Source organism: Yoonia sp. MH D7 (assembly GCF_054439475.1).
In genome coordinates this window covers 1,356,874-1,378,989 of record NZ_JBTJCF010000001.1, presented here as the reverse complement: position 1 = coordinate 1,378,989, position 22,116 = coordinate 1,356,874, and the positions used below count along the sequence as shown (strand labels likewise).

Here is a 22,116-nt window from a genome sequence, read left to right as displayed (position 1 = left end):
TTTTTATGCTTACGTACGCATGACAATTCGCATGTCAAGAGGTGAACCTATCCTCTTGAAGTCTGCGTGAAAGGAACTGCTTTGGCAACTCTAACCGTAGGATCAGGTTTTTCCTATCCGACGATTTCGGCCGCAATGATGGATGCTTCGCCTGGCGACACCATCCTCTTGGGCGCAGGTTACAGTGACGAGACGGCGACGGTCTTAAAAAATGATATATCCATTGAGGGCGACGTCAGTTCCTCCGATATTGTTTTGCAACTGGCGCCCGATGTTACCGGAGTGACTCTTGGCGGGTCTGCGTCAATAGATGTGGTGGATAGTGGCTCGAGTGATCTAATTACGGGTAACATCGGGGACAACGTGATTACCGTCTCTGGTGGAGTTGATATTGTAGATGGCGGGCTTGGCGTAGACAGGCTCATCGTCGATTATAGTGCGTCAGCGGGTGTGGTTACAGCCACCACTGCCATCATTGGAGGTGACCTGGGCACGGTTAGCATCACTAATGTTGAAAACTTGACCGTACTTACCGGCGCGGGTGCTGACACCCTTACGTTTACCGCGGCCAACGGTGATAACTATATTGATGCTGGTGATGGTGCTAATACGATCGTGGTCGGCGAAGGCACAAATACAGTCATTGGCGGTAGTGGTATTGATACGATCGCCGTTGGTAACGGCAATAACTATATCAATGCTGGTTTAGACACTGCAGCTGCCAATACGCTTTTAGTCGGTTCTGGCGATAACGTTATTATTGGCAGTGACGGCATCGATACGATCACCACCGGTGGTGGTAATAATTATATTTATGCTGGAGAGGGCGCAAACACGATCACCGTCGGCCCCACGTTCTCTGGTAATAACATTATTATTGGCGGCAGTGGCATTGATACGATGACCATTGGTGGCGGCAACAACTGCATCGATGCTGGCTTTGGCACTGCAGGTGCCAACACAATTACGGTCGGGCCCACCTTCTTCGGTAACAATATCATTCTAGGTAGTGAAGGCATTGATACAATCACAGTTGGTCACGGTGATAACTATATTTCGGCAGGTGGCGGAGCTAACGTAATAGTAGCCGGTTCTGGCAACAATTTCATCACGGCCTCCGACGCCATCGACACTATTACCGCTATGGGTGGCAATAATGTTATCGAGGCGGGGGGCGGAGCCAATACGATCACCACTGGCCACAGTAATGACGTCGTTGAAACGGGTAACGCTGCAGACACCGTCGCCACAGGCGCAGGCAATGATATAATAAAGGACGCGGGTGGTGCAGGCACCTTAACTGCGGGGCCTGGGCATGACAGGCTTGTCATGGATCTATCTGTATCTACGGCGCCAATCACCAACACGGCTGTGAACGTTGCTGGCACCTATTCTGGCATAATAGACGCAACGATCTATGCTGGGGTTGAAGAGTTCCACATCACTACCGGAAGTGGCAATGACACTATCGTAACTGGTAACGGTGCTGACGTTCTAGACGGGGGAGACGGTGCAGATAATCTGTCTGCAGGCGGTGGGTCTGATGTTATTTATGGCGGCGTTGGCGATGTTATCGATGGCGGTGAGAACGCTGACGGTCGCGACTTTGACCTCCTTGTTCTGAAAGACTTCGGCCCTTATGAGATTGTGCTCACTGATCCAAACAACACGGAAAACGGTACGGTTTTCCAATTAAATGAACCCAACGGCATTCGAACTGGCGGTGAGGTAAAGTTCACCAATATCGAGAGCATTGAATTTGTCGATAATACCGTAACGACGCCTGAGGATGCGGTGTTGAGCAGCGATCTTGGCCTCAGCGAGACGACTACCGTGAGCACGTTTTTGGTTGGCTCTACCATTTATAACGCTGGTGATATAGCGAGCCGAACTGAAGGCGATCTCCAGATCAACGCAGATGGTACATACCTATTTACTCCTACTGCCAACTATAACGGCCCAGGTCCAGTGACGACCTACACAACGGTTGATGCTACGGATCCAGATAACGCAGAGACCGCGTCCTTGGTTATTGAGGTGACTCCCGTTGCCGAAGTGATCCCAGCCTGCTTAACTGGTCCTATCCCTCCTGTTCCGTGCTTTGTAGAGGGAGCCCTGATCGAAACTGCATATGGTGAAGTTGCAGTAGAAGATCTAAAGGTTGGTGACCTCGTCCAAACCCTTGATCATGGATTGCAACCGCTTCGCTGGGTCGGCCGCCGTCAACTTGATGCTCGCGAACTTGAGGAAAATGAGAACCTGCGGCCGATCCGCATTTGTAAAACTGTTGTCGGTGCTGAAAATGGTGTTCGCGACTTAGTTGTATCGCCCCAACACCGTATCTTAATTGCCTCCAAAGTGGCTGAGAGGATGTTCGATAGCACAGAAGTATTGGTCGCGGCAAAACATCTTCTGGCGATAGAAGGCGTCAAAATTGCCTATGATTTGGAAGAGGTGACTTACCTTCACATCCTCTTCGATAACCATGAAATAGTCTATTCTGGTGGAATTCTTTCCGAGAGTCTCTATCTCGGGCATCAGGTGCAACTAAGCCTAACCGCCGATGGCTGGCAGGAAATTATGATCTTGTTCCCGGAAGTGGCATCAACGAACTTCACACCTACATCTTGCCGTCAAATCATTGGCGGTAAACAAGCAAAAAAACTCGGTCTGCGTCATGCTAAAAATAGTATGCCTCTCTTGAATGCACATATCACACCTTATCAACCAACAATTAAGAGTGGATGGTTTGACCTCATCCTCATGGATATCAGCATGCCAATCATGGATGGACGTGCTGCGACACGTGCTATCAGAGGGCAAAGTGGCGCATCGCAAGATACCATGATTGTTGCGCTGACAGCCAATGCGATGATCGAAGAGCAAAGTGAATTTCTCAAAGATGGTATGAACGGCGTTTTGACAAAACCACTGTCTCGCGATGCCCTTCGTGATCTATTGCATGGGGTAGCGAGCGCCGCGACTTAGGCGTCGACGCGACGATCTCATTGACGAGTTTTAAGACCCGGTTGGAGCATCGAGAGGCTGAGCCCACTTCGTCGGGGTCTGCTGTGCCTGTATCGTAGCCGTAAAAGACGCCGTCCACGGCGGTGCCGTTATGTGTTATGGCACGGTGCCGCCGCCAAATTCCGATCCGGTGACGGTCATGCCTGTGAGGGAAATATCTTCGGTGATCCCGCCTGCGGTGTAGGAGGTGTTCACGTCAACCTGTTGTTCAGGCAAGTCTGTTGGGCAGTAGTGAGGTGGGGGAGGTGCTTTGGCTTTCTGGCCGATGCGTCGGTATAACGATTGGTTTTTGTCGCCCGTTTCGTGCAGCAGCGCAGGGGTGGCAAAGCGGTTGATGCTGGCTCACTGCTTGGAAAGCGGCGTTGATGGGGGCCACCATTACGATCAATTTGGATACCGGATTCTGCGGCACGGCTATTGCAGCCATTGATGTTTGGGACGAGTCGAGGGACTTTCTTGCGTCTCTCTTGAGCGAGTGCCGCCGATGGATGGTACGCTGCTATTTTGATCGACATAGGTACGACAGCTGGTTCGCGGTGTTGTTTGTTAGTTAGGTGGTTTTGCTTTCTGCACGATGCATATTCCTAAACAGTTCTATCGCTAACCAAACCTGTCAGACAGTTTAGGAAGATCACACGCCGTCCCAACGCCTTAACATCCAGTACCACTGTTCTGGATTTGCCATGATCCGCGCAGATAAACTGTCGTTAAAGGCACGGGTCATAGTGAGACTGTCGGTGTGGGGGATAGGAGCCTCGAAATCCACCCGAAATGCGTTCCCGTCATCACTACGAAGACCATATGCAGGTATCATGGGCAGATCATATTTAAGTGCAAGTTGGGCCGCAGAGAGCGATGTGAGGGCTTCATGGCCAAGAAATGGTATCCGCACGCCTTCTGAATACTTTTCATCTAACAAGATGGAAATAATGCCGCCATCCCGAAGGTGTTTCACAAGGGCTCTCGTCCCGACGCGGCCTGTTGCCAAAATTGGTTTACCGCCTGCTTCAATCCCAGCAAGAATACGGCGTTCGTAATGATGGTTCTTGTTTGGTCTATAGACAGCTCCACTTTCAAGACCATGCATTTTGATTGAGGCGCGAATTGCTTCCCACTGGCCGAAATGGCCAGAAACAATAATCGCTCCCTTACCAGCCGCGTGGGCCTCTTTCAGGGCAGTAAGACCAGGGCCTGATGCATTGAATTTGTGGTGTTGGGTTTGAAACTCAGCGTCGTGATAAATCTCAAAGAGTGTCCGCCCCATTTGCAGGCCCATATTTTGACCAAGCTTAGTGCGCGCACTGCGCTTCATTTCGGGGAATACCCGTTTGGCTTCACGGTCAAACCGGCGTTTTGCTGGCGGAAACCAACCCATGATCACGCTAAATGTCGTTCCCAACCCACGCGATCGTAAATCAAAGGCGCGCCAACGAATAACAGTCAGCGCCGACCATAAAGGGAAGTATCTGACGTGATGTAGAACTGATTTTAGAGATATGGAAAGCATGGCGCTATATGACTGGCTTAAACGCTAATACCAATCGAAAAGACTAAAGCGGTTTGCTCTGCATCATATCCATCACGGATTGTGTCATTGTGGTTCGCTCTGAGAGTGAAAGCGCCGCATCTATATGCCCGCTGCGCCGTTGGCATCAATCGCTACAAAGGGTTGTTAGCGGGACAAGGTGTGAGGTCTAGGCAAGCGATTAAATGTCCGTTCATTCAGTTTCGCAATTGGTATTCTAACTACGAATGCGAGTTATTTGGCGCGCAACATCATCCACGAGACAACCGTATCCACCGCAGGATTTGGCGTCGATCTGCGCAATGTCAGGAGATAAAAATCCCGCGTCTCGGCGGTTTTGAAAGCGCCAATTTCTAAAAGTGTTCCTGCTGCGATGTCGCCGGAAACAAGAAAACGACTGACCAATGTAGCGCCCTGTCCTGAGATAGCAGCGTCAACAGCTAGTGCTGTTTGGCTGAGGCGCAGTCTACGCTTGCTTTGGTCAACCAACCCCATTTCCGCCAGGAATTTTGGCCAAAGGTCATATGCGTCGTGGATCTTTGGCAACAGCGACCAGGCCGTCGCGCTTAAGGGAAATTGCTCTGCATGCAATAGTTTAGGCGCGGCGACCGCGATTACATCTTGTCCGAACAAGAGCGTTGCATTCAGCGCAGCCCCGAACGGTGGCGCGCCTTGGCGTATGGCAAGGTCGATGCCGTCGCTGTGAAAGCTGGACACTTTTTCTGTCGCCAGTATGCGCAGATCTATGTCAGGGTGCCTCACTGAAAAGTCAGGCAGGTTCGGGATGAGCCACTTTGACGCAAAGCTCGGTGTGACGCTGATTGTGACTTTTCCCAGCTCTGGCTTGAGCAGTGCTGTCGCCACCCGCAGCTCAGAAAACGCACTCACGATCCTTTCGTGATACCCACGGCCGACAGACGTCAGGGCCAATCCCTTGGGCAATCTGTCGAAAAGGACGACGCCAAGATCAGCCTCAAGTTGACGCACCTGCTGTGCGACAGCCCCTTGTGTGACACCCATCTCGTCGGCCGCGGCGCGAAAGCTGAGGCACCGTCCGGCGGCGTCAAAGGCGCTCAGCGCATTGAGAGAGGGGAGATCGATCATTTGACGATACTATTTCTACAGGCAGGAAACATCAATTCTCAATCGAATGGCGCACAGGTTGTAGGTATACTTAAACCAATCAATAATTGGAGACAGACATGCCAGTAGAAAAAGTAGCACTGATCACGGCAGGCGGCAGCGGCATCGGGGCAGAGGCTGCGCGTCGGCTTGCCGCAGATGGTTTCAGGATCGGCATCTTGTCATCGTCAGGAAAAGGGGAGGCTCTTGGAAACGAACTTGGCGGCTTTGGTGTCACCGGATCGAACCTGAATAGCGATGACCTTTTAGCGCTCGTTGAGGGTGCACAGGACCGCTGGGGCCGTGTCGATGTGCTGGTGAACTCAGCGGGTCACGGCCCAAAAGGCCCGATCTTGGACATCAGCGATGATGATTGGCACCAAGGCATGGAATTTTACCTGATGAACGTAATCCGACCCACCCGACTGGTAACCCCCTTAATGCAAGCACAGGGCAGCGGCGCAATCATCAACATCTCGACCTTTGCCGCTTTTGAACCTGACCCGCTTTTTCCGACCTCTGGCGTGTTCCGCGCGGGCCTTGCGGCGTTCACAAAGCTCTATGCTGACAAATACGCGGCAGACAATATCCGAATGAATAACGTCTTACCCGGTTTTATCGACAGCCTACCAGAAACCGACGACCGCAAGGCACGCATCCCCATGGGCCGGTACGGGCGCGCCGATGAGGTGTCCTCGCTGATATCCCTATTGGCGTCAGACGGCGGCGGCTACATGACAGGGCAAAACCTGCGTGTTGATGGCGGGCTCACCCGTGCCGTCTGAGGCCACCTTGTAACCTGCTGCGCAGGATCGGCGGGTTTTCGCAGTCAAATGGGGAGCGGCTAAGGACAGGAAATGCAGACCCTTGAATGTTCCCAGCGTCAGTCACTGTGAACTCGAAGCCGACTTTCGCTGCGAAGGCCATATGGATCTGTAATGCGCCGTGAGTGACGTCTGTCACTAAGGGGGTTAGCAGTCATTCGCAGTGGTATGCGCCCAGGTCCGATTTTTATATTACCCGTTTCACGACCGGCTCAACTTCGCTTCAATCAAGCAGTGGAAATACGCCTGTTTTTTTGACCACTCCGTAGACAAAACTGCTGTCGATAGACCCGATTCCGCCGATGGGGTGCAGGCGTTTGCGCACAAAATTCTCGTAATCTCCGAGGTCCGCGACAACCACGCGCAAAAGGTAGTCAGACGTGCCAGTCATCACGAAACATTCAAGAACTTGATCCACGCAGCTGATCTGTTTTTCAAACTGCTGGACGACTTTCTCGTTATGGCCGGTCAGACTGACCCGCACAAAGACTGTCACAGGTAGACCGTAAGCCTCGGCATCGATGTCAGCTGTGTAGCATTTAAGAGCGCCGCTTTCCTCCAGCAGCTTCACGCGACGCAGGCAGGGTGATGGTGACAGGTTCACCTCAGCTGCGAGATCCTGATTCGTCATTCGGCTATTGCGCTGCAATGCGCGGATGATTTGGCGGTCTTTATCGTCCATTTCGGCCCTCATTGGCATAATATGCTAATTTGGTATCGAGATGAAGTATCATTAGCAATCCGTTTGACGTGAGTCTGTTCTAATTTACTCAGGAAACATTCACGGAGCCACAACATGCGCAATCACCCCAACAGCTTTTCAACGATGGCAATTCACCACGGTTACGACCCGATGGAGAACGAAGGGGCTTTGACGCCGCCTTTACACCTGACATCGACCTTTGTGTTTGAAACGGCAGAAGCTGGAGGGAATATGTTTGCCGGTGAACAGGCAGGGCATGTCTATTCTCGCATCTCGAACCCCACGAATGATCTTTTGGAGCGGCGCATCGCAGTGCTGGAAGGTGCCGAGGCCGGGCTTGCCTTGGCATCAGGCATGGGTGCGATTACCTCAGCCCTGTGGACGCTCCTTGCGCCGGGTGACGAGATCATCTTGGACAAAACGCTGTACGGGTGCACGTTCTCGTTCATGCATCACGGGTTGGCCAAGTTTGGGATCAAAGTTACCCACGTTGATCTGACGCAGGCTGAAAACCTGACCGCTGCAATTTCCGAAAAGACAAAAGTCGTTTATTTTGAAACCCCTGCAAACCCGAACATGCGCTTGGTTGATATCGCGACTGTGTCCGACATCGCGCACGCTAATGGTGCCAAGGTCGTGGTCGATAATACATATGCCACGCCATATCTGACCCAACCAATCAAGCACGGTGCTGACATTGTTGTCCATTCAGCTACCAAATACCTCGGCGGGCACGGTGATGTGGTGGCTGGTTTATTGGTCGGTTCCGCAGAGCTGGTCGCTGACATTCGCCTTCAGGGGATGAAGGATATGACCGGCGCTGTGATGGCACCATTCAACGCGATGCTGATCTTGCGCGGGATAAAAACGCTCGAGTTGCGCATGGATCGTCATTGCAGCAGTGCCGCCACGATCGCCGCGATGCTAGAGGCGTCACCTGCCGTGCAAAAGGTCTGGTATCCGGGCTTGGAAAGTTTCGAGCAACATGATCTTGCCAAACAACAGATGTCCCAGTTTGGTGGCATGATTGCCTTTGAGCTGATTGGCGGAAAACAGGCCGGTATCGCGATGATGAACAAGCTCGAACTGGTGTCACGCGCAGTATCGTTGGGCGACGCCGAGACATTGGTGCAGCATCCCGCCAGCATGACCCACTCGACCTATTCCACCCAAGAACTGGCCGAACACGGCATCAGCGAAGGTCTTGTGCGCCTGTCAATTGGCCTTGAAGGCGTGGACGACCTGATTGCCGATCTTGCGCAAGCTTTGCCCAAGTCTACTGTTCAAAACGCTGCCTAAAGGAATTCCATTATGTCCACGCACCTTAAATCCATCGAGCAGCGTCTTTTGTGGCTGTCTCATTGGATGATCCACAATGCCAACCATATCCGTCCCAAAATGGATGGCATTAAGGTGGGTGGGCATCAGGCGTCATCAGCGTCGATGGTTTCGATCATGACGGCACTATATTTCCAGACTTTGCGGCCTGAAGATCGGGTTGCAGTCAAACCGCATGCTTCGCCGATTTTCCATGCGATCCAGTATCTGATGGGCAACCAGACGCGTGAAAGAATGGAGAACTTCCGCGGTTATGGCGGCGTGCAAAGTTATCCATCGCGCACCAAGGACATTGACGATGTCGATTTTTCGACTGGCTCGGTGGGACTTGGCGTTGCAGTGACGTCGTTTGCATCAATTGTGCAAGATTACATCAAAGCCAAGTCATGGGGCAGTGACCAGAAAATGGGCCGTATGATTGCGCTTGTCGGTGATGCGGAGCTGGACGAAGGTAATATCTACGAAGCACTACAAGAGGGCTGGAAGAACGATCTGCGCAACTGTTGGTGGATCATCGATTATAACCGTCAATCGCTTGATGGCGTTGTGCGCGAAGGATTATTCAAACGCGTCGAGCAAATTTTTGACGCCTTTGGTTGGGATGTTGTCCGCGTTAAATACGGCCACCTACAACGCGCGGCGTTCGAGGAATCTGGAGGTGAAAAACTACGCCAGTGGATCGATGATTGTCCGAACCAGTTGTACTCTGCGCTGACCTTCATGGGTGGTGCGGTTTGGCGCGAACGCCTGATGGATGCGCTTGGGGATCAGGGCGATGTCACGGCATTGATTGAACGGCGCAGTGATGCGGAACTTGCCGAGTTGATGGAAAACCTAGGTGGCAACTGCGTGCAGACGATGGCCGATACTTTCGCTTCTGTCGATCACGACCGTCCTGTTTGCTTTCTAGCCTATACCATCAAAGGTTGGGGCACACCGATCGCGGGTCACAAAGACAACCATGGCGGCCTGATGAACAAAACCCAGATGGGTGAATGGCAAAAACACATGGGTGTGCCAAAGGGTCAGGAGTGGGACAAATTCGCGACCATTACCGATCCCACCGTATTTGAGACCGAGCTAGCAAAGACGCCGTTCTTTGCTAAAGGCTCGCGTCGCTACAGTGATGACGTCATTGACGTACCGATCATTGATATCACCTCAGATCGGGAAATATCGACCCAAATGGCGTTTGGCAAAATTCTTGATACCCTTTCCAAAGGTGACAGCGATTTGGCCGAACGGATCGTGACCACCTCGCCTGACGTAACCGGTACAACCAACCTTGGTCCTTGGGTGAACCGACGCAAGCTGTTCGCGCGCGATCACCAAGAAGACACATTCAAAACTGAAAACATCCCATCGACCGCGAAATGGGAATTTACCCCAGAAGGCCAGCACATCGAGTTGGGCATAGCAGAGATGAACTTATTCCTGCTTTTGGCCGCCGCTGGCCTGTCGCATTCGCTCTTTGGAAAACGCCTGATCCCCATTGGTACAGTTTACGATCCTTTCGTATCCCGTGGCTTGGATGCACTGAACTACGCTTGCTACCAAGACGCACGATTTATGATCGTCGGCACGCCGTCGGGCGTGACGCTGTCATATGAGGGTGGCGCACACCAATCCATAGCGTCTCCGTTAATTGGAATGTCCCAAGACGGCCTTGCCGCGTTCGAACCTGCCTTTGCCGACGAGTTGGCCGTGATCATGGAATGGTCGTTCAACCACTTGCAAAAAGATGGCGATGGCGATCCGGACGAACGCACATGGCTGCGGGACGAAACCGGAGGATCGGTTTATTTGCGTCTGACCACCAATCCGATTGAACAGCCCGGCAAGCGCGTCAATGATGCTTATAAACAGGGTGCAATTGATGGGGCTTACTGGCTACGCGAACCTGGCCCAAACTGCGAAGTGGTCATCGCCTACCAAGGCGCAGTTGCCCCAGAAGCAATAAAAGCAGCGGGCAAGATAGGCGAAGGCCGCCGCGACGTCGGCGTCCTTGCCGTGACATCCGCTGACCGCTTGAACGCAGGCTGGACGGCCGCACAACGGGCGCGGGCAAATGGCAATAAAGCTGCCGCCTCGCATATCGAAACCTTACTGCAAGGCCTGCCACGAAACTGCGTGATGATCACCGTCATCGACGGCCATCCCGCCACACTGTCATGGCTCGGTGGTGTTTGGGGGCATCAAACGATCTCGCACGGGGTAGAGCACTTCGGGCAAACGGGCTCTATTGCTGACCTATACAGGCACTTTCGGATCGACGCCGACGCGTTGGTCAGGTCCGCAAGTGAGCTGTCCCTTGGCGCGAAGATTCCACACTTCAACAGCGTTGGGTAGACGCAGCCAAGGAGATTGCTGCAGCATTTGGTTGATTGGGCTCTTTGCTAACTTTAGCTGCGGTTGAAAACGTCGCGTGCTGCCGAACTGAGCAGCGGCGGCGCGGGTTATAGAAGCCGTTGATGTATTCGAGATCGCCATCTCAGCATGTCTGCGTGTGTTCCATGTGTCCCGCCAGATCAGTTCTGCCTTGATGGTTTTGAAGAACGTTTCAACGGCAGCATTGAAGCTCCTATATTCGTCAAGTTGCGATTTGATCTGTTTTCGATACACAGAGCTGGCTGTAGATTTCGCGGACGATGTAGCGTTTCAGGCATCGAATTATCTCGCTTTTGCTCTTCCCGTCTTTCGTGCGTTTCTTGACATATGCAAGTTTCGGTTGGTGGCTTCGCATTCTAACGATAGCAACACGATAGAGTGCTGCGTTGGCCTGTCGATTGCCGCCTCTGTTTAACCGGAAGCGGTGTGTTTTGCCGCTGGAAGCTGGGATTGGGCAAACACCGCAGAGCTTTGCCAATGCTGCTTCCGAACGGATGCGCGTTGGGTCGTCGCCAACGAGGATTAGCATCTCTGCGATTGTCAGTGTTGCTATCCCATGAGATACCATCAGGTCTGGTGCGCGTTCGGTGACAAGGCGTTCCAGTTCCTTGTCGTGGGCAATAATTTCTTCATGCAGCCACAGCCACCGGCGCGCCAATGCCCGCATGGCGGCTTTTGCTGAGGCCAATGGCGTGTCGATATCGCCAGGCCGAAAGGCCGCAATATGCCGGATCAACGCGACTTTCCCTCGAATTGGATCCAGTGCCTCCCGAAGATCAGCAGGTGCATTAATGATCAACGTCTTCAGCGTTACCATCGCCTGTGAGCGTGATTTAACGCCAGTATCGCGTGCAATCTTCAAATGTCTGATCATTTCGGATGACCCTGTTTGTGTCTTGGGTCGCGCTGTTGCCTGCCCAGAAAGAACGGATCGTGCAGCGCCCTCTGCGTCCAAACTGTCTGTTTTACCTTGCGTGTATCGCAGCTGTCGGTTTGGTCGTGTGACCTCAATGACATTGTGGCCTTGAGCCAACAAAGACCGGGATAGGCCCGCACCATACGAACCAGTCCCTTCGATTCCGAATACTAGAACGTCCCCAAAAGACTGTGACCAGCGTTCCAGCTCCAAATACCCTTTGGGATTGGTGGGTATAGATAATGCGGCCAAACGGGTGCCTTGCGTATCGATTGCGACGGCAACATGTGTTGCTTTGTGTGTGTCGATGCCAATAATGATTGGATGTGTAGTCTTCATGATGCCCTCATTGCTAAGAATGCCCAGGCACCGATCCGAGGGGACAGGACTGTGATGGTACGCTGACCGTCAGGCTCCTATAAAGTCACATCTCGCCCGTTGCCGGGGCGACTTGACGGTCGACACGTCAACGCAATGACACGCAGTCAATCGTAGCATGGGTCAGGCCATCAAGCCGCAATACCATACTCACAGTCATAGCAATTTCCCTTTCCACTCATCCGCTGCCTGGCAGTGGATGGCCCAAACCAACGCTGGAGCTTGGATTTTGTTTCCGATGCGCTGAGAGACGGTCGCAGGTTTCGCATCTTGGCAATCGTTGATGACTTCAGTCGTGAGCATTTGGTTCTGGTGGCTGACACATCCCTGTCTGGTCTCTGCGTTGCAGGTGAACTGGGCAAGGTGATCGCAGAACGAAGACAATAGTTTCAGACAACGGCACGGAGTTCACCAGCATGGCGATCCTCAAATGGGTTCAGGAGAGCGATGTTGATTGGCACTGTATCGCGAGGGAAAACCGCAGCAGAACGGCTTCATGATGCGCTTCAACGGCAAGCTTCGAGACGAATATTTGAATAAAACGTTATTTGGCACATTGCGCGGTGCCCGCAAAACGCTTGAAGGGTGGCAGGAGGATTACAACTGGCGCAGGCCGCATTCAGCGTTGGGCAACCTGATACCGATGGAGTTTTTGCAGAGACAGACGATGGACAAGATGGCGGCCTAAGGCCAAAGAATTAACTGCAAGGACTCCCGTAGCGCTGGATTGGGGGGGTAGGTCAATCAAAATCGCGGTGCGAGACAAAATCACATTTTGCCTCTACGCTAATATACGGGTGCGGACAGTAAGTCGAATACCGCGTCGCGGTTTGACAGTACCAATAAAAGGGCCAAGTCGTTTGGTTGGATTTGTTGGAGGATCAATTTTGCGCCAGCGGAGGGGGAGATTGCCGGCGTTATATGATCGCCACTAAACCCCGCAGCGATGGCAGATGCTTTGATAAGATCAGGCGTTTCGCCCAGCGCACGGCCGCGTAAATAGTCTGCGATTTCTGCTATTACGATAAGGTCGGGTCGAAACTTGAGCGCTGTTGTCGTGACCTCATCTATAACCTGATCCGAGTGGTCACCAGGTTGGCTTAACATCAGGAAACGTCTGTTTGCGGGCATTAACGCAGTTGCTTCACACACGGCTGCGATTGCGTGCGCATTATGGGCGAAATCAACGATGACCTTTGCGCCGTTGTAGGTAAATTCGTTGAAGCGGCCGGGGTTGCTTTTTGGATCGGACACAAAGGTGGATAATCCCTTTTGGATTATATCTGATTGAATGCCCAAGGCAGTGCTGGCGGAGATCGCCGCGAGAGTATTTTGGACGTTATGTTTTGCGGCCCCCGACAGGGTAACGGGGACATCGTTTAATGCGATTGCCCAAGTCTCGGCGGAGCCTTTCGAGAAGACCAGCGTGTCGTCTTGAAGGTACGCGCAAGGCTGGCCCAGCGCGCGTGCTTGGGTGATCAGGGGGGATGTGGCATCGCTCGAAAACCACCAAATTTCTGTCGTGAGGTTTCTGGCCGCTTCGACGATATTGGGATCATCAGCATTGAGGACAAGAATGCCATCCGCCGACAATGCGCGGGCAACGGCAAATTTCACCTGCGTCATGTCTGCCAGCGATGAGATGCCATAATCCCCCAAATGATCCTTGGCGATATTTGTAACTACGGCCACGCGGGCGCGACGCGTGGCCAAGCCACGGCGCAAAATACCGCCGCGGGCGACTTCCAGACAGGCGATCCCGACGTGAGGGTCGCGCAAAACCATCCGTGCCCCAGCTGGACCCGAATAATCACCACGATCAAGAATTTCATCGCCGACCTGCACCATATCAGTTGAGCTCTGACCGACAGTGTAGCCTGCCATACGGGCAATCGCAGAACAAAGCCGGGTTGTCGTCGTTTTCCCATTGGTGCCTGTGATAAATGCGACCGGCACGTCATGAAGCTCAGACCATGCGACATCTTCGGGCGAGGGGAGGTCGGTTATGCACCACGTGCGCGAGCCAATCCCTTGACCAATCGAGACGCTTTCATCATCGCATAAAATATCGACGTCACGTTGGGCCGCGACTGAGACCAACGCCATGAGCGCAGGATTGGCCTCTTGCGCCATTACCGCCCTCAACTCTTTGATCATGAGATCAAACGACCGAGGTTCGCTGTTTAACAGCGCGGCGGCGCAGAAATGCCATGCGGTTTGGACAGCAAAGACGGAGGAATACAACTGGTCTTGCGGGGCAGAGACCGCAAGGGTGGCGCCGCCCTGAAACGGTCGGGAGGTGATAGGTTCATCGTGCCAACCAAGCGCATCCATTACGCGCCGCGCGTGAAATTGCCAAAGCGCCAACAGCGCTGTGGTCTCGATGTCTTCAAAGTAAACATCGACGATCGCGCCAGTCCGGTCCCATATCATACTTGGCCCCGTCAGCCGCCTGACGGGGTCAATGCGCAGGTGGGGCGCTTGTGCCCATCGGATATCAAGGGCCGTCTCAAGGTCGTCAGGATTAATCATATGGCGGGCCTTTGTTCAGTCACCGTCTTCTACGTCGTCACGCGCAAGCCTGACACCACGCCCGTCGCGCACCATACTGAGATCGCTGTCGCTCATATCCTCAAACGGCGCAGGCACTTGGAAATTCACCATATTTGATGCGGCCTGCGGTGCCTGATCGGGCGCGTTGAAATAGATCACCTGTTTCCAGCAACGCGCACTGTTATCGCCAAAGATGATGACAAGATCACCAGGCTGCGCCATATCCAAGCTTGCGGCAACCGCATCTTCTTCATCCGGAATCACAGATATCTGAGCTTCGGGCACGCCATGCGCGATCAACGCAGCTTTGAACAGGCGCGGGATTTCATCATGGCCGCGCTTGCGCCTGTTGTCATCAGCTTTACAGATGAAATGGTCAAAATGCCCTGCGATTGTGCCCGCTGCATCAACGATATCAACATCGCGGCGGTCGCCTGGAATTGAAACCACGACAATACGTTTGCCCTTCACGTCCAGACGGTCGGCGAGGCCCGCCATCGCAGACATCGCAGCGGGGTTGTGACCATAGTCGAGGATCACTTTGAAAGGATGTTCGTCAAAGACGTTCATCCGTCCCGGCGCTTGGAAATAGCTGGTGTCAAACGTGCGCAGACCGTGGCGGATGTTGTCCAGATCGACCTCGAAACTATAAGCCATAGCCGCCGCAAACATGGCGTTTTGCACGTTGTGAATCGCCTTACCCTCAAGCGTCGCGGGGATCAGATGTGACCACAGAACAGGCATATGCAGCCCATTGTCGTAGATCGTCAACATATCGCCACTCATGCCGGGTTCTAATACGATCGCTTTACCGCCCGCCTTGATATGTTCTTTCACAAGCGTATGACCGGGGTTTACCGTGACATAAAAAATTGAATCAACATCGGCGTAATCCGCCATTTTCAGACAATTGATGTCGTCGGCATTAAGCACGACCGCTTTTGTGGCGCTCTCGATGACCACACGCTTGACGACGGCCAATTGCGCGACGCTCTCGATACCGCCAAGCCCGATATGATCGGCAGATACGTTCAGGCAGGCGGCAACGTCGGAATGCTGATAGCCAAGACCGCTGCGCACAAGACCACCTCGCGCGGTTTCCATGACGGCAAAATCAACCGTGGGGTCACGCAAAACGATCTGGGCTGATTTCGGCCCTGTCATATCGCCTTTCACGCTTAATTTGCCATCAACATAGACCCCATCAGTGGAGGTCATACCGACAACTTTACCGCTGGTTTTCATAATATGCGCCAACATGCGCGAGGTCGTCGTCTTGCCATTTGTACCGGTGATCGCCGCAATCGGAATCCGGCATTCCTGTCCTTGGGGGAACAGCATATCGATGACTTTGCCCGCGACATCGCGCGGTTTACCCTCTGACGGGGCCACATGCATCCGGAACCCCGGCGCTGCGTTCACTTCAACGATAGCACCGCCGATGTCCTTGTAGGACTGCGTGATATTATCAATCAGGAAATCGACGCCACCGACATCCAGACCCACCGCCATAATTGCACGTTCCGCCATATCGCGGTTATCGGGATGCACCACATCTGTCAGATCAATCGCCGTGCCGCCCGTGGATAGATTGGCGGTAGAGCGCAGATAAAATACCTCGCCTTGGGGCAGGACGGTATCAACAGTATAACCCGCGTCCGCAATCAGCCGATTGGCCTGATTGTCGATCTCTAGCAAGGTCAGTACTTTTTGGTGACCAATGCCGCGCCGCGGATCGAGGTTAACGATATCCACCAATTCAGCAATATTATGCTTGCCGTCACCAATGACGTGGCCCGGCACGCGCTTTGCCACTGCGACCAGCTTGTTATTCACAACGAGCATCCGGTGATCAAAACCGGTCACGAAACTTTCAACAAGAATAGCGGCACTTTTCGAATGCAGCTCTGCTTCGGCAAAACCCGCCTCAACTTCGGCATCTTTGGTCAGGTTTATTGAAACGCCGCGTCCGTGATTGGCATCCAATGGTTTTACCACCACTGGATAACCGATTTTATGCGCCGCCTGAACGGCTTCTTGTGGGCTATAAACAATGCGCTGCTGCGGGACAGGCAAGCCAAGATCGTTTAGCAGATTATGGGTGTCTTCTTTGTCGCACGATATCTCGACTGCGATATGTTTGGTTTCGGACGTAATCGTGGCCTGAATGCGCCGTTGATATTTTCCGTGACCAAACTGGACAAGGGAACTTTCATTGAGCCTGATCCACGGAATATCCCGATCTTGTGCCGCCTTTACCAACGACTCTGTTGAGGGACCGAATTCTTTGCGCTGCGCGTGCAACACGAAACGACGCAATTCTGCGGGCCAATCGAATGTGGCATCGTAATCATAGTCGGTTTTTTCTTGCAGCGACTTTGGCAAAAGATGCATGAGCAACCGCAATGCAAGCTCGCCCGCGGCCAGTCCCACGTCCTGCTGCCGGTAAGAGTAGACCATGTTGTAATGCCCGGGCTTGCCCGTGCCACGTGTCCGCCCGAATGTGACATCGGTGCCCGCGACATTCTGCACCTCAATGGCACAATGCTCGAGAATATGACCCATCCACGTGCCTTCATCCTCGCGCAATCGCCGCAAGAAACCACCCGCTTCGCCATAAGAACAGCCGTGGTCCGAAAGATTTGGCAGGGCTGCGACCAGATTGTCGATGAACCCGGATCCAATTTTCGCCGAGGGCCAATCTTCCAATACTCCTAGATCAACAACGTGACGAATGACCGGAAAACTTGCCCATGTATTCGGGCCGACAAAGACATTCGTTGAGACTATTTTCAAATTGTGACCTCATGGGATTGATGATGTTGGGCGCAAGCAAGTTTTTCAGTCGTCTTCGTTCGTGACGTCGAAATGCGCCAATCGTTCCGGTGGTGGATACCCGATGTGCGCCTTAAGATCATAACGGCACCCTTCGCCCAAGACGTCAAGGCGCAAGCCGATCAAGCTAAGTGCTTCGCCCGGTCGTGCATCCCACATTGACGAATGCGTCAGCTGGCTTGCGTCAACGACCGTAACGGTGCCGCTGCCTACCACTTCCAACACGTTATCAGGGCCGATGAACGCCGCAGTGTCTTCGTCGATGCCCAAACCGATAAGAAACGGATTGAACGATGTTGCCGTAAGCAGACGCCCCATCCGGTTTCGCTGGGTGAAATGCTGGTCGATAATGACCGCATTGGTCAAACCCATGCCAGGGGCAAGTGTGACAGTCCCTTCGGCAGGCGCGCCATTGGCTTGACCACCCGCAACCATATGCTCGGACATAATCGACGCGCCAGCAGACGTCCCTGCGACAGGTACGCCACCCGCGTTTTGCCGCCTGATCTTGGTCACCAAAAGCGTTCCACCCAAAATGGCGGATAAACGTAACTGGTTGCCGCCGGTGATGAATATACCCGTGGCACTATCCAACATCTTTAAAAAGTCGGGATTGTCACAGTCCGAACGCTGCGTGATCGGGAGAAAGTCGACTTTACCTGCACCCAGATTAGAAAAGATGCGGTTGTAGTCATTGCCTGTCTCATCAAGCATCGAGGCCGTTGGTATCACCACGATATAGGCATCTGCACCGCCAGAAAGCTCTACGAACTTGCGATGAATCTGCATTTCCTTAACGCGATCCTCACCGCCTCCGATCGGGATAATAAATCCACGATCACTTTCCTCCACCAATGATGCTGGGCACATATGAACTCATTTCCTTTGAATAACTTGGTCTAAAGCAGGTGTTGCAATGGCACATCGCAAACATATGGCATCGGGCGGACAATAGTAACACGCCAAAACCGCTTTATGTCGTTGTCATGCGGCCCAATCTCTTTGGGGCCGTCTTGCTCGCTGCGCAACTGCAAAGCGCGTCAGGCGGATGTTCTTTAACTGCATAAAGTGAGTTTAACGGATGATGCCAGCGGCCTGTCGAGGAGCTGCGGGTTTTGCTGTGTCGATTTACAGGTATCAGGCGCATTTTTGTATGAGGTTTAAGTTACAGCTAAATTCGCTTGCGAATGGGTTTAATTGTTCTTATTTTGTTCTCGATCTCAATCAAAGGAAAGATCATGAAGGATAATCAGGACACGACGGAAAAGCTGCATTTTATTTGCCAGACTTACTTGGCCAAAAAAGGCGGCGGTTTGCAGGTAGATAAGGTGCTAGAATATAGCACAGCCGCGCAGGCGGAAGAGCGGGCAGAGCGCGAAAGCCGTAGTTCGGGTTGCGTCGGCGCAGACGCCTATATGTTACGCGAAGATCTAGGTAGCGGTGAGGTCAGTGACCCGACGTTTCTCGCACGATTTGGCACCGTGCCTGAAGAGGAATAGGGACTAGCCGCGCGGGATGTCAAAGCCCGGGGCTGCCAGAGTGAACCCCGAAAAGTCAAAACCGGGCGAGACTGTGCAGCCAACAAGGGTCCAGTCACCTGTGGTCCGTGCTGCCTGCCAGTGGCCTGTCGGCACAATTAGTTGTGGCTTTTGGTCTGTGGTTAGATCGGGGCCAAGTATATGGTCAGTGGCGGGGCCTTCGTCACTGGCGGACATCGACAGGATCAGTGGTGCACCGGCGTAATAATGCCAGATTTCAACCGCATCGACATGGTGCCAATGGCTTGGTTTGCCACCTTTCAACAAGAAATAGATGCAGGTTCCAGTAGGGCGGCCATCGTTGTCACCGACCCAGGTCTGGCGGAAATAGCCCCCCTCCGGATGGGGGGCTAGTTTTAGCTGTGCGATGATCTGGTCGGCGGTCATTACGACTTGAGGATCGAGCGACCAGCATAAATCGCTGTTTCGCCCAACATTTCTTCAATGCGGATCAGCTGGTTATATTTCGCCAGACGGTCAGAGCGCGACAGTGAACCGGTTTTGATCTGACCGCAGTTTGTCGCCACGGCAAGGTCGGCAATGGTCGCATCTTCGGTTTCGCCAGAGCGGTGTGACATCACGTTAGTGAACCTTGCGCGGTGCGCCATATCCACGGCCTGCAAGGTCTCGGTCAGGGTGCCGATCTGATTCACTTTTACCAACATGGAGTTTGCCGACCCTTTGGCAATTCCATCCGCAAGACGGGCAGGGTTGGTCACAAAAAGGTCGTCGCCAACCAGTTGGATTTTGTCGCCGATTTTGTCGGTCAACATCTTCCAACCGTCCCAATCGTCCTCGTCCATACCATCTTCGATGCTGATGATCGGGTAATCGGCGCAAAGCTGCGCAAGGTAGTCGGCATTCTCGGCAGAGGTCAGGGATTTTCCTTCGCCCTTCATCTCGTACTTGCCGTCTTTGTAGTATTCCGAGGCAGCACAATCGAGGGCCAGATAAATATCCTTGCCGGGTTTGTAACCTGCTTTTTCGATAGATTTCATAATGAAATCAAGCGCGTCACGGGTGGAGCTCAAGTTAGGTGCAAAGCCGCCTTCATCGCCGATACCCGTGTTGTGACCCGCCGCAGATAGCTCTTTTTTCAAGGTGTGGAACACTTCCGCGCCCATACGAATAGCCTCGCGGATGTTTTCGGCAGCCACCGGCATAATCATGAATTCTTGAATATCTATAGGGTTATCAGCATGTTCGCCGCCGTTGATGATGTTCATCATGGGCACTGGAAGCACGCGCGCAGAGGTGCCGCCGATGTAGCGGAACAGCGGCTGGCCCGAAAATTCTGCGGCGGCTTTTGCGACAGCCAAAGATACGCCCAAGATCGCGTTTGCGCCAAGGCGGGATTTGTTCGCTGTGCCGTCCAGTTCGATCATCGCCATGTCAATTGCGACTTGTTCCAGCGCATCAAAGCCAACAATTGCCTCGGCGATTTCACCATTCACCGCTTCGACCGCGAGCAAAACGCCCTTGCCCATATAGCGGTCTTTGTCGCCGTCACGCATTTCCACGGCCTCATGTGCGCCAGTAGATGCCCCCGATGGCACCGCTGCGCGACCCATGGTGCCATCTTCCAGAATAACGTCAACTTCAACTGTGGGGTTGCCACGGCTATCAAGAATTTCGCGGGCGTGGATATCGATGATCGTGCTCATTGGGCAGGCTCCTATGGGGTGTTAGCGGTAATAGTGGGATCTATAGCGAGAGTTTGTCGGGTTTTGGAAGCGCGCCGCAAACGGGCCTCGCGTAACAGGGTATATGTGCCGGATGCTATGATAATTGCGGCCCCAAGCAAAGTGTACCCGTCGATGGTTTCGCCAAAAACCAGCAAGCCAGCAAGCAGGCCAAATACGATCCGCGAATAGCGAAACGGGCTGACAAATGAGATATCGCCAATCCGCATGGCGGCGATGATGCAATAAAGTGAAGGAACCCCGATCGTAACAGCACCAAGTGTTAGCAGATTGACATGGGCTGATGGCAATTGCAAATTGTCGCCCGACAGGATCAGGCTCAAAATACCCGCTGGAACACTTGCCAAAAATCCGATAACAGAGATCTGTAAGGTGCTGATTTCTTTCTTTATATTCCGCGTTACCAAATCCCGTCCGGACATGGCAAATACGCCAAGCACAGCAAAAAGTGCCGCCACTTCAAAGCTATCTCCAAAAGGGCGCAGCACGATTAACACGCCGATCAACCCGATCAGGATCGCGATCCAACGCCGTGGTCCAACCGGCGCTTTGAAAAAAACCGCGGCTCCAAGTGTCACCAATAACGGACTTGCTTGAATAATGGTTGTCACCAGCGAAATCGGCACCACCGTGAGTGCTGTTACGAATCCAAGCACTGCGATTCCCTCAAACAGCGCGCGCAGTCCCGAATTGCCCGTCAGCATCCAGAACCCGAAGGGTTGTTCGCCTTTCAGCATGGCGAGCCCCGCAAATACCGCAGCACCACAGGCGCCGATGCTGATCAGAATTTGCCCCGTGGCAATCTCGTCGGACATCAGTTTGATAAAACTGTCTTCAATGGCAAAGCCGAACATGGCCACGACCATCAGGATAGCGCCGCGAATATTATCCATTTTTTCCCGATTTCAACGGCACGGCGTATAGCTCTAGCCGGTGCCCCATAAGTTTATAGCCCAGTTTTGTTGCAATTTTTTCTTGTAACGCCTCGATGTCGGGGTCCATGAATTCAATGACTTCGCCCGAGTTCATATCGATCAGGTGGTCATGGTGGTCGCGGTCGGACGTTTCGTATCGCGCGCGACCGTCGCCGAATTCGTGTTTCTCCAGAATACCGGTTTCTTCAAAGAGTTTCACCGTGCGGTAGACCGTGGCAAGCGAGATATTCGGGTCCGTGTTTGAGGCCCTGTTATACAATTCTTCCACGTCGGGATGATCGGACGCCGCCTCCAGCACAGCAACGATAACTCGCCGCTGATCGGTCATGCG

Annotated in this window: 16 protein-coding genes and 2 pseudogenes; 6 read left to right on the top strand and 12 right to left on the bottom strand. The window is 53.1% G+C overall.

The features are described 5' to 3' along the window. The first annotated feature begins 81 nt into the window (after positions 1–81). On the top strand, positions 82–2,988 hold the full coding sequence (locus ACXLHR_RS06745; RefSeq protein ID WP_458790732.1) for a Hint domain-containing protein: 2,907 nt from the start codon (positions 82–84) through the stop codon (positions 2,986–2,988). A 670-nt stretch (positions 2,989–3,658) separates the two neighbouring features. On the opposite strand, the gene ACXLHR_RS06740 is transcribed toward ACXLHR_RS06745, so the two are convergent. Both ACXLHR_RS06740 and ACXLHR_RS06735 read right to left on the bottom strand, forming a co-directional pair. Beyond that, positions 3,659–4,534: a lysophospholipid acyltransferase family protein gene (locus ACXLHR_RS06740; protein ID WP_458790731.1), complete on the bottom strand. Its 876-nt coding sequence runs from the start codon at positions 4,532–4,534 to the stop codon at positions 3,659–3,661. Between the two features lie 252 nt (positions 4,535–4,786). Next, entirely contained in the window at positions 4,787–5,656 is an 870-nt protein-coding gene (locus ACXLHR_RS06735; protein WP_458790730.1) for a LysR substrate-binding domain-containing protein, read from the bottom strand. Positions 5,657–5,754: 98 nt separating this feature from the next. On the opposite strand from ACXLHR_RS06735, the gene ACXLHR_RS06730 reads away from it, so the two are divergent. Further along, positions 5,755–6,459 carry an SDR family oxidoreductase gene (locus ACXLHR_RS06730; protein WP_458790729.1) on the top strand — a complete coding sequence of 235 codons (705 nt, stop codon included), beginning with the start codon at positions 5,755–5,757 and terminating at the stop codon, positions 6,457–6,459. A 262-nt stretch (positions 6,460–6,721) separates the two neighbouring features. Here ACXLHR_RS06730 and ACXLHR_RS06725 read toward each other — a convergent pair whose 3' ends face one another. After that, complete coding sequence (locus ACXLHR_RS06725; protein ID WP_458790728.1) at positions 6,722–7,180, bottom strand: Lrp/AsnC family transcriptional regulator; 459 nt, start codon at positions 7,178–7,180, stop codon at positions 6,722–6,724. Positions 7,181–7,294: 114 nt separating this feature from the next. Between ACXLHR_RS06725 and ACXLHR_RS06720 the strand changes: the two genes are divergently transcribed. Further along, entirely contained in the window at positions 7,295–8,500 is a 1,206-nt protein-coding gene (locus ACXLHR_RS06720) for a methionine gamma-lyase (RefSeq protein WP_458790727.1), read from the top strand. Between the two features lie 12 nt (positions 8,501–8,512). After that, positions 8,513–10,888, top strand: a complete 2,376-nt coding sequence (locus tag ACXLHR_RS06715) for a 1-deoxy-D-xylulose-5-phosphate synthase N-terminal domain-containing protein (RefSeq protein WP_458790726.1) — start codon at positions 8,513–8,515, stop codon at positions 10,886–10,888. A gap of 88 nt (positions 10,889–10,976) precedes the next feature. Here the strand turns inward: ACXLHR_RS06715 and ACXLHR_RS06710 are convergent. Together ACXLHR_RS06710 and ACXLHR_RS06705 are read right to left on the bottom strand one after the other, a co-directional pair. After that, positions 10,977–11,113: pseudogene (locus ACXLHR_RS06710) on the bottom strand (IS3 family transposase); the annotation flags it as partial. A gap of 16 nt (positions 11,114–11,129) precedes the next feature. Then, positions 11,130–12,182, bottom strand: a complete 1,053-nt coding sequence (locus ACXLHR_RS06705) for an IS110 family RNA-guided transposase (protein WP_458790725.1) — start codon at positions 12,180–12,182, stop codon at positions 11,130–11,132. Positions 12,183–12,422: 240 nt separating this feature from the next. Between ACXLHR_RS06705 and ACXLHR_RS06700 the strand changes: the two are divergent. Then, positions 12,423–12,909, top strand: a pseudogene (locus ACXLHR_RS06700) (integrase core domain-containing protein); the annotation flags it as partial. A gap of 98 nt (positions 12,910–13,007) precedes the next feature. On the opposite strand, the gene ACXLHR_RS06695 reads toward ACXLHR_RS06700, so the two are convergent. The 3 genes from ACXLHR_RS06695 to ACXLHR_RS06685 are packed head-to-tail and all read right to left on the bottom strand — an operon-like array spanning position 13,008 to position 18,479. After that, positions 13,008–14,753: a Mur ligase family protein gene (locus ACXLHR_RS06695; protein WP_458790724.1), complete on the bottom strand. Its 1,746-nt coding sequence runs from the start codon at positions 14,751–14,753 to the stop codon at positions 13,008–13,010. A gap of 15 nt (positions 14,754–14,768) precedes the next feature. After that, positions 14,769–17,570, bottom strand: a complete 2,802-nt coding sequence (cphA, locus tag ACXLHR_RS06690) for a cyanophycin synthetase (protein WP_458790723.1) — start codon at positions 17,568–17,570, stop codon at positions 14,769–14,771. Between the two features lie 45 nt (positions 17,571–17,615). Continuing rightward, a complete protein-coding gene (locus tag ACXLHR_RS06685) occupies positions 17,616–18,479 on the bottom strand; it encodes a cyanophycinase (RefSeq protein WP_458790722.1) in 864 nt (287 codons plus the stop codon). Between the two features lie 368 nt (positions 18,480–18,847). On the opposite strand from ACXLHR_RS06685, the gene ACXLHR_RS06680 reads away from it, so the two are divergent. Beyond that, on the top strand, positions 18,848–19,108 hold the full coding sequence (locus ACXLHR_RS06680) for a hypothetical protein (protein WP_458790721.1): 261 nt from the start codon (positions 18,848–18,850) through the stop codon (positions 19,106–19,108). A 3-nt stretch (positions 19,109–19,111) separates the two neighbouring features. Here the strand turns inward: ACXLHR_RS06680 and ACXLHR_RS06675 are convergent, their stop codons facing one another. From ACXLHR_RS06675 to ACXLHR_RS06660, 4 genes are read right to left on the bottom strand one after another with little or no spacing between them, the layout of a single operon-like run. After that, on the bottom strand, positions 19,112–19,534 hold the full coding sequence (locus ACXLHR_RS06675) for a cupin domain-containing protein (protein WP_458790720.1): 423 nt from the start codon (positions 19,532–19,534) through the stop codon (positions 19,112–19,114). Continuing rightward, positions 19,534–20,811 carry a phosphopyruvate hydratase gene (gene eno, locus ACXLHR_RS06670; protein WP_458790719.1) on the bottom strand — a complete coding sequence of 426 codons (1,278 nt, stop codon included), beginning with the start codon at positions 20,809–20,811 and terminating at the stop codon, positions 19,534–19,536. Before eno ends, ACXLHR_RS06675 begins: the two co-directional genes overlap by 1 nt. A gap of 11 nt (positions 20,812–20,822) precedes the next feature. Continuing rightward, a complete protein-coding gene (locus tag ACXLHR_RS06665; RefSeq protein WP_458790718.1) occupies positions 20,823–21,743 on the bottom strand; it encodes a DMT family transporter in 921 nt (306 codons plus the stop codon). Further along, positions 21,736–22,113: a Fur family transcriptional regulator gene (locus tag ACXLHR_RS06660; protein ID WP_458792492.1), complete on the bottom strand. Its 378-nt coding sequence runs from the start codon at positions 22,111–22,113 to the stop codon at positions 21,736–21,738. The genes ACXLHR_RS06665 and ACXLHR_RS06660 overlap by 8 nt, the downstream gene beginning before the upstream one ends. Positions 22,114–22,116 lie beyond the last annotated feature (3 nt).

Excerpts from the sequence above, each read along its gene's own strand:
- ACXLHR_RS06740 (WP_458790731.1), bottom strand. The coding sequence starts at position 4,534 with ATGCTTTCCATATCTCTAAAATCAGTTCTACATCACGTCAGATACTTC.
- ACXLHR_RS06735 (WP_458790730.1), bottom strand. The coding sequence starts at position 5,656 with ATGATCGATCTCCCCTCTCTCAATGCGCTGAGCGCCTTTGACGCCGCC.
- ACXLHR_RS06730 (WP_458790729.1), top strand. The coding sequence starts at position 5,755 with ATGCCAGTAGAAAAAGTAGCACTGATCACGGCAGGCGGCAGCGGCATC.
- ACXLHR_RS06725 (WP_458790728.1), bottom strand. The coding sequence starts at position 7,180 with ATGGACGATAAAGACCGCCAAATCATCCGCGCATTGCAGCGCAATAGC.
- ACXLHR_RS06720 (WP_458790727.1), top strand. The coding sequence starts at position 7,295 with ATGCGCAATCACCCCAACAGCTTTTCAACGATGGCAATTCACCACGGT.
- ACXLHR_RS06715 (WP_458790726.1), top strand. The coding sequence starts at position 8,513 with ATGTCCACGCACCTTAAATCCATCGAGCAGCGTCTTTTGTGGCTGTCT.
- ACXLHR_RS06705 (WP_458790725.1), bottom strand. The coding sequence starts at position 12,182 with ATGAAGACTACACATCCAATCATTATTGGCATCGACACACACAAAGCA.
- ACXLHR_RS06695 (WP_458790724.1), bottom strand. The coding sequence starts at position 14,753 with ATGATTAATCCTGACGACCTTGAGACGGCCCTTGATATCCGATGGGCA.
- ACXLHR_RS06685 (WP_458790722.1), bottom strand. The coding sequence starts at position 18,479 with ATGTGCCCAGCATCATTGGTGGAGGAAAGTGATCGTGGATTTATTATC.
- ACXLHR_RS06680 (WP_458790721.1), top strand. The coding sequence starts at position 18,848 with ATGAAGGATAATCAGGACACGACGGAAAAGCTGCATTTTATTTGCCAG.
- ACXLHR_RS06675 (WP_458790720.1), bottom strand. The coding sequence starts at position 19,534 with ATGACCGCCGACCAGATCATCGCACAGCTAAAACTAGCCCCCCATCCG.
- eno (WP_458790719.1), bottom strand. The coding sequence starts at position 20,811 with ATGAGCACGATCATCGATATCCACGCCCGCGAAATTCTTGATAGCCGT.
- ACXLHR_RS06665 (WP_458790718.1), bottom strand. The coding sequence starts at position 21,743 with ATGGATAATATTCGCGGCGCTATCCTGATGGTCGTGGCCATGTTCGGC.
- ACXLHR_RS06660 (WP_458792492.1), bottom strand. The coding sequence starts at position 22,113 with ATGACCGATCAGCGGCGAGTTATCGTTGCTGTGCTGGAGGCGGCGTCC.